This is a genomic window from Streptomyces ossamyceticus, assembly GCF_001418475.1.
Classification (GTDB): domain Bacteria; phylum Actinomycetota; class Actinomycetes; order Streptomycetales; family Streptomycetaceae; genus Streptomyces; species Streptomyces ossamyceticus.
In genome coordinates, this window is sequence record NZ_LIQX01000309.1 from 1 (window position 1) to 7,491 (window position 7,491).

The 7,491-nt window shown below is 73.6% G+C and carries 7 protein-coding genes; 5 read left to right on the forward strand and 2 right to left on the reverse strand.

Annotated elements, in window-relative coordinates:
* Together AOK15_RS23020 and AOK15_RS23025 are read right to left on the reverse strand one after the other, a co-directional pair.
* A partial coding sequence (locus AOK15_RS23020) for an ATP-binding protein (RefSeq protein WP_055519896.1) occupies nucleotides 1-1,353 on the reverse strand: 1,353 nt, incomplete at its 3' end.
* A gap of 37 nt (nucleotides 1,354-1,390) precedes the next feature.
* A complete protein-coding gene (locus AOK15_RS23025; RefSeq protein ID WP_055519898.1) occupies nucleotides 1,391-1,585 on the reverse strand; it encodes a hypothetical protein in 195 nt (64 codons plus the stop codon).
* A gap of 311 nt (nucleotides 1,586-1,896) precedes the next feature.
* Here AOK15_RS23025 and AOK15_RS23030 point away from each other — a divergent pair, with 311 nt between their 5' ends.
* From AOK15_RS23030 to AOK15_RS23050, 5 genes are all read left to right on the forward strand, one after another.
* Nucleotides 1,897-2,289, forward strand: a complete 393-nt coding sequence (locus AOK15_RS23030) for an ankyrin repeat domain-containing protein (protein ID WP_055519899.1) — start codon at nucleotides 1,897-1,899, stop codon at nucleotides 2,287-2,289.
* 302 nt (nucleotides 2,290-2,591) lie between these two features.
* Complete coding sequence (locus tag AOK15_RS23035) at nucleotides 2,592-4,010, forward strand: HEAT repeat domain-containing protein (RefSeq protein ID WP_055519901.1); 1,419 nt, start codon at nucleotides 2,592-2,594, stop codon at nucleotides 4,008-4,010.
* A 139-nt stretch (nucleotides 4,011-4,149) separates the two neighbouring features.
* Nucleotides 4,150-5,280, forward strand: coding sequence for a glycosyltransferase family 4 protein (locus AOK15_RS23040; RefSeq protein WP_055519903.1), 1,131 nt, complete (start codon nucleotides 4,150-4,152; stop codon nucleotides 5,278-5,280).
* A 17-nt stretch (nucleotides 5,281-5,297) separates the two neighbouring features.
* Nucleotides 5,298-6,485: a glycosyltransferase gene (locus tag AOK15_RS23045; protein WP_055519907.1), complete on the forward strand. Its 1,188-nt coding sequence runs from the start codon at nucleotides 5,298-5,300 to the stop codon at nucleotides 6,483-6,485.
* The gene (locus AOK15_RS23050) at nucleotides 6,482-7,330 is read left to right on the forward strand and encodes an SGNH/GDSL hydrolase family protein (RefSeq protein WP_055519905.1); all 849 of its coding nucleotides are present in this window, start codon (nucleotides 6,482-6,484) and stop codon (nucleotides 7,328-7,330) included. The genes AOK15_RS23045 and AOK15_RS23050 overlap by 4 nt, the downstream gene beginning before the upstream one ends.
* Nucleotides 7,331-7,491: the final 161 nt, after the last annotated feature.

Genomic DNA, 7,491 nt, shown 5'->3' on the forward strand with positions numbered 1-7,491 from the left:
GGTCGTGGGGGGTGGCGCCCCGAGGACGGACTGGAGCTGCTCGGCGGTGGTGGGGCCGAGGACCACGCGCGCGCGGGTGTGGCGCAGTACCGCCTCGCCGAGGGTGTCCAGGTGGTCGAACTGCTCGGCCACGACGACCGTGACGTTCGCGGCCCGGCCGTGGCGCAGGGGGACCTGGAGGAGGGACTGCGGGTCACGTCCGCCGTCGGCCGCCGCCAGATGCGCCAGTACGGTCGGGCGGTCGAGCAGCAGCCAGAGGGGGCGCTTGGTGTCGTCCGGGGCCGGATGCCCCGCCTGACGGGCGCGGTTCGTGGCGATCAGTCTGCGTTCCGTCTCCTGGGACGCCCACTCCAGGCTGGCCAGCGCCCCGGAGAGCCCGCTCTCCACGGCCAGGACGCCGTCCCGGCCGGTCAGGCACGCGTAGTCGCCGCTGCCGGCGCCGTCGACGATGACCACGTCGCCGTGCTGCAGTGCCTGGAGGGCGATGGAGCGCAGCAGCGTGGTCGTTCCGCTGCCCGGTTCGCCCACGGCCAGCAGATGGGGTTCGGTGGAGCGGGCGCCGGTGCGCCAGACGACCGGCGGTACGTCGCGCTGCTCCTCCCCGAAGGAGAGGGGGAGCGTGCGCTGAACCTGCGCCGGGTCGGTGAAGCCGAGGACCATTTCGCCGGGAGCCGTCACGAAGCGCTGGGCGGCGATGTCGGTGGCGAGCGGGGGCAGGACGCTGACGGACAGGGTGTTGCCCTCCTCGTCCCAGTCGAAGCGGTACTCGCGGCCGCGGCCGGCCTTGGCGTGCAGCAGATGCTCGACACGCGCCCGGGACTCGGGCTCACCGTCGGCGAAGTACGCCGGGTAGTGGATCAGCAGATGGCAGATCCGTCCGGTGCCGTCGAACGCGTAGGTGGGGAATGCCTTGTCCCAGGCACCGCCGTGCGCGTAGAGCGGCTCGGGGTCCTCGGCGGCCGAGAAACAGGGGACCAGGGCCTCGTAGAGGGAGCGCAGACGCTTGGTCTGGGACTCGTCGGCCCCGGTGGGCTCGGGGACCGCGCCGTCGCGGCCCGCCCAGGCTGCCGCTGCCATCAGGGCGATGACGGCGAGCAGCACTCCGTACGGCACGAGGGTCACCACCAGCACCACCGAGGCGGCGAGGAACAGCAGTGACCCGCGCCGGTCCGCCGGTGTCTCCACCCATCTGCGCCGGCCGGCCGCGGTCAGCCGGCGCAGTCCACGGGTGATCGTGATCAGCGGATGGAGGACGTCGGTGGCGCCGTCGGCCGCCGTCCGGGCCAGCTCCCGGCTCTTGGCAAGATGCGCGCCGCGGTTGCTCAGAATGCGGGGGAGGGTGACCCGGGCCACGGCTGTCTCCTGGAGGTGCGTACGGATGGGGACGGGGTCAGAACTTGATCCCGCCGAGGAGGCTCGCGAGGCTCTCGCCGCCCGCCGTGATACTCGGGGCGATACCCGTGCTGGCCAGGTAGAAGCCGAAGAGCGTGACGATGATGGCGTGCGAGGCCTTGAGGCCGTCCTTGCGGAAGAAGAGGAAGACGATCACGCCGAGCAGAACGACGCCGGAGATGTTCAGGATCATGTGGGTTCTCCTGGTAGGTGGGGACAGTCACCATGAGTTCTTCCAAGGTCACAGCATGTATCCATACGATTAAAGGTGCAAATGAGGGAAATTCCGGCGTTTTCATCTGGGTGGGTGAGTGGACGTTCGGCCGTCCGGGCTGGGCTGTTGCGTCCCGCGTGACTCGATGTGATCTTTGCCTCGGTCATGGCCGCTCATGTGCGCGAGAAGCCAGTACTCTGGCGATTCACCCGTACGGCGGCGCTGTCGTCGTACGCTCCAGACGCACACGTGCTCGTGGCGGCAACGCGAAGTGAGAGGTGGACCCGGCGATGAGCGAAGCCCCCGACCCGGAGGTCGTGGAGCTGGCGACCAAGGTCTTCGATCTGGCCCGGCGGGGCGAGACGGAGGCGCTCGTGGCGTACGTCGACGCCGGCGTCCCGGCCGAACTCACCAATGACCGCGGTGACTCGCTCGTGATGCTGGCCGCCTACCACGGCCACGCCGACGCGGTACGGGAGTTGCTGGCCCGCGGCGCCGAGGCGGGCCGCGTCAACGACCGGGGGCAGACCCCCCTCGCGGGGGCGGTCTTCAAGGGGGAGGCAGGTGTCATCCGGGTTCTTCTGGAGGGCGGCGCCGACCCGCTGGAGGGCACGCCGAACGCCGTCGACACGGCGCGGATGTTCGGCAGGACCGAGCTGCTCGAACTCTTCGGCGCACACTGATCCACATGTTCTGACCAGGTAAAAAACGAAAGACGGGGGAGGCGGTACAGGGCCGCCGGAAATATCGGTCGCGGCAGGAAGAACCGCCGGGTCATCATGACGTCGTGATTCACGGACGCGATGGCTGGGCAGGTGTTGCCGCACCACGTGGACCGTGATGCGGTCCGCATGGGCCACTGACGAGAGGCAGAGGAAGATGGTCTACAGCAAGCAGGAAACGGCGGGCGCCCCGACGTGTTGTCACGCGGCCAGGTAGAGCAAGATCCCCGGTTGCGTCGACGCTTGATGTGAGGCTGTTTCCCATGTTCGAACCGTTCATAGCGCCCAGCGGTACGCTGCTCGGCCTGCTGCAGCGGGGCCGTGGCGACGGCACGCTGCACGCGCTCACCGCCCCGCGGGCCGAGGCGCTCGCGGCACTGAACACCTGTGTGCTGAGCGACCCCCGCCACGACTGGCAGGTGGAGAACCGCTCGCTCTACTACGCCCGGCTCTACCTCGACCTGCACGGCGAACTCGACGAGATCGAACGGCATCTCTTCGACGCCGAGGACGTCCTGGACACCGAGGAGTCCCGCACCGGACTCGCCCTCGCGGTTCTCGGACACCTCGCCTCGTATGGCAGGCGGGACGCGCTCGACCTGCTGCGCAGGTACGCCGCCACGGGCACCAACTGGGCGTGGGCCCTGGACGAACTGGCCCTCAGGGACGACGACGAAGGGCTGCGCGCCCTCGCCGAACCCGTCCTCGCCCGCTTCACCACCGACCCGGAGGGAGAGGCGGAACTCGCCGCCACCGTCCGGGACGCCTTCGAACCCCGGCCCTGGCGACTGTGGGCCGACGACCCCCGCGAAGCGGTCGCCACACGCGTGCGTGCCGCCCAGGAGACCGGCTGCTTCGACCGCTGGCAGCGGCAGATGCGGCCCAGCGGACCCCGGCCCGGCTGGAGCGTCAGCGCCGTCTTCGAATGGGCCCGACAAGGCATCGAACGCGGAGCCGTCCTCCATGTGCCGGCCGCGCGCTGCCTCACGGCCGTCGCCGGACCCGAGGACCGGCCGGAGATCATCGAGGCCGCCCGGTGCGGCGACGACGCCGCCCGATGTACCGCCCTGCGCTATCTCGCCGACGGCGAGGATCCCGACGCCCTCGATCTGATCGAGGGCGCGGTGGCCGACGGCACCACGATGGTCGTGGAGGCAGCCGTCGACTCCTTCGAACGGATGCGCAGCGCGGCCGCCGTGGACCGGGCACGCGGCTGGGTGCACCGGCCCGACCCCCTGGGCGTGGCCGCCGGACGCGTGCTCGCCTGCCGGGGCGGCGCACAGGACAGCGACCTGGTGCTGGGCGCCCTGCGCGAGGCCGTCCGGGGCGAGGGCCCCGACGCGCCCACCCTGTGGACCCTCGTCGACGGCACCGGACGCCTCGGCATCGCCTGCGCGGCACCCGTGCTGCGCCACATCTACCGGGAGACCGCCTCCTCCCACCTACGCGGCCGCGCCGCCCGGGCACTCGCCGCCACCGACCCCTCCTTCCCGGCCGGCTTCGCCGTCGAATGCCTCTGGGACTGCGAGGAGACCACCCGCGAGATCGCCGCCCGGCACGCCGAGACGGGCGACACCCGCGTCGTGGACCAGCTCCGCCGACTGGCCGCCGACCCGGCTGAGGAGGCCGAGGTCCAGACAGCCGTACGCAGCCGAATCGGTCCTGACATGCCCGCAATGTGAACGGCCCGTGACCCGGAGGCCAGGAGGGCATGGACACGGTCTGACCTGGACATGTGTGCAGCGCAACGCTCATGGGACGTTCCTCGTCCGGAAAGATCCACGTTGACGCGGCCACGTCCGGTACGACGACAACACGGGTATGCGTGTCGTCATCGTGACCGAGTCCTTTCCCCCCGATGTGAACGGCGTGGCCCACTGCGCCCTGCAGACCGCGCGGCACCTCGTCGCGCGTGGTCACTCGCCGCTCGTCGTGGCCCCGGCCACCGCCGCGGGCACAGCGGCGGGCGCCGACCTCCGGGCGCCGTGCCCCGTCGTCCGAGTCCCCTCCCTCCCGCTCCCGGGCTACCCCCAGGTCCGCGTCGCCCTGCCCAGCCGCCGGGTGGCCGGGGCGATCGTCGAGCACCGGGCCGACATCGTCCACCTGGCCAGTCCCTTCGTCCTCGGGGTGCGCGGCATGGCTGCCGCCGCGCGCCTCGGGGTGCCCGCCGTCGCCATCTACCAGACCGACCTCGCCGGCTACGCCCGCACCTATGTGCACGCCGGCGAGGCGGCCGCCTGGCGGCGCATCCGCTCCGTCCACGCCGCCGCCGACCTCACCCTCGCCCCGTCCGGCGTCGCCCTGCGTGACCTGGAGGCACACGGGGTGCCCCGGGTGAAGCTGTGGCGGCGCGGTGTGGACACCGTCCGCTTCCGGCCCGCCCTGCGCGACGAGGCGCTGCGCCGCGAACTGGCGCCGAACGGCGAGCTGATCGTCGGCTACGTCGGCCGCCTCGCCCCCGAGAAGCAGGTCGAACTGCTGGCCGGGGTCTGCGGTCTGGACGGCGTACGCGTCGTCGTCGTGGGCGACGGCCCCAGCGAACCGGGGCTGCGCGAGGCCCTGCCCGGCGCCGTCCTCCTCGGCCGCCGCACCGGCGACGACCTCGCCCGCATCTTCGCCTCCCTGGACGTCTTCGCCCACACCGGCCCCTTCGAGACCTTCTGCCAGACCGTGCAGGAGGCCATGGCCAGCGGCGTGCCCGTCGTCGCCCCCGCCGCCGGGGGACCACTGGACCTCGTGGCACACGGCCGTACCGGGCTGCTGGTGCCGCCGCGCGACGCCGCGGCCCTGCGGGACGCCGTGTCGTGGCTGGCCGGCGACCCGGAGCTGCGGGCGGCCTACGGGGCCGCCGGGCGGGCCATGGTCGAGGGGCGCACCTGGGCGGCCGTCGGCGACCAGCTCATCGGGCACTACGCCGACGTGCTCGCAGCGCGGACGGCGGTGGCGGCATGAACGGGGCCTCCTCCGGCATGAACGGGGCTTCCTCAGGGGCCGTCCGGAACGGCGCCGCCCGCACCGGGCTGCGGATCGTGCGGCTCGCCAACTTCGTCGCACCCGCCTCGGGCGGACTGCGCACCGCCCTGCGGGAGCTGGGCCGCGGTTACCGGGCCGCGGGACACCACCCGGTGCTCGTCGTGCCCGGCGAGCGGTACACCGACCGCGAGACCGAGCAGGGCCGTGTCATCACCCTCCCCGGGCCCCTGCTGCCCGGCACCGGCGGCTACCGCGTCCTCATGGACAAGCGGCGGGTCGCGTCCCTTCTGGAGTCCCTCCGCCCCGACCGGCTGGAGGTCTCCGACCGCACCACCCTGCGCTGGACCGGGGCATGGGCGCGACGCGCCCGGGTGCCCGCGGTGATGGTCTCCCACGAGACCGCCGACGGGGTCCTGCGCACCTGGGGCCTCTCCGAGACGATGGCCCGCCGGGCCGCCGACGCCCTCAACGTCCGTACCGCCCACACCTACGCGCGCGTGGTGTGCACCACCGAGTTCGCCGAGCGGGAGTTCGTACGGATCGGCGCCCGGAACGTGGTCCGCGCCCCGCTGGGCGTCGACCTCGGGGGACGGCACCCCGGGCTCCGGGACCCGGGGGTGCGCGAGCGGCACGCGCGCGAGGACGACGTGCTGCTGGTGATGTGCTCCCGGCTCTCGGTGGAGAAACGTCCCGGCACGGCGCTCGACGCGCTGGAGGCGCTGCTCCGGCGCGGACGGCGTGCGGTGCTGGTGGTCGCCGGGGACGGACCGCTGCGGACCCGGCTCGAACAGCGGGCCCGCGGGCTGCCCGTGACCTTCCTCGGCCATGTCGCCGACCGCCACCTGCTCGGCGCCCTCCAGGCCTCCGCCGACGTGTGCCTGGCGCCCGGGCCCGCCGAGACGTTCGGGCTGGCCGCGCTGGAGGCGATGGCCTGCGGCACACCGGTCGTGGCCAGCTCCTCCTCGGCGCTGCCCGAGGTCGTCGGGTCGGCCGGGGCGACGGCGGCGGACAGCGGTACGTCGTTCGCGGACGCCGTCGAGTCGCTCCTGGACCGACCCGAGCGGGAACGCCGGGACGCGGCACGCGCGCGGGCGGAGTGCTTCGGCTGGCAGACCGCCGTGGACGCCTTCCTCGCCGCCCACGACGCGCACGTCGGCCGCCCGGCATGGGAGGGCGTCGGATGAGACCCCTGCGCTTCGCGGCCCTCGGCGACTCCCTCACCGAGGGCGTCGGGGACCCAGTCGCGGACGACTGGCGGGGCTGGGCCGCGCTGCTCGCCGACGGACTCGCCCCCGAGGTGGAGTTCACCAACCTCGCCGTCAGCGGCTCCCAGACGCGCGACGTCCTGGAACGCCAACTGTCCGCCGCGCTCGCGCTCCGCCCGGACATCGCCTCCGTCGTCATCGGCGTCAACGACACCCTGCGCCGCACCTTCGACATCCACGCCGTGGCCGCCCGCCTGGACGAGGTGTACGGGGCCCTGCGGGACCGGGGCGCCGCGCTGCTCACCGCGTGCCTGCCCGACCCCGGCGCGATGCTCGGCCTGCCCGGAGCCCTCGCCCGGCCGCTCGCCCGGCGGCAACGGGCCGTCAACACCGTCGTGCACGCCCTGTCCGAGGGCCATGGAGCGGTCCATCTGCACGCCTGCGAGGGGGCCTGGCTGACGGACCGCGCGATGTGGAGCGCGGACCGGCTCCACCCCGGCGAGCGCGGACACCGGCAGCTCGCCGTCCGCTTCCACGCGCGGCTCACGGAGGCCGGGTTCGCGACGGGTCCGGCGCCGTCACCGGAACCCGATTCCCCCGCGCCGACCCGCGCCGCCGGTCTGTGGTGGCTGGCCACGGCGGGCACCGGGTGGGTGGCCCGGCGGTGCACCGATCTGCTGCCGCAGCTCCTCACCCTCGCCGCCGCCGAGGTACGCCACGAGGCACGCGGCACCAGCGCCCGCCTCGACCTGACCGCGTCCCACGCGGTGGCCTCGGCCCTCGCGGCGCTGACGGGGTCCGAGCAGCGGCCGGAGGTGTCGTGAGGCGACCGCCGGCAGGGGACCGGCGCCGGGGAAGTCGCTGCCAGGGGGACCACCGCTGGGGAGACCGCTCACGGGGGCCCTGCCGGTGGGTGGGCTGCCGACAGGGTGGGGCCACCGCGGAAGGGGGGTGAAGGCGGCAGTGGGGTGGAGCCGGCGTCGTG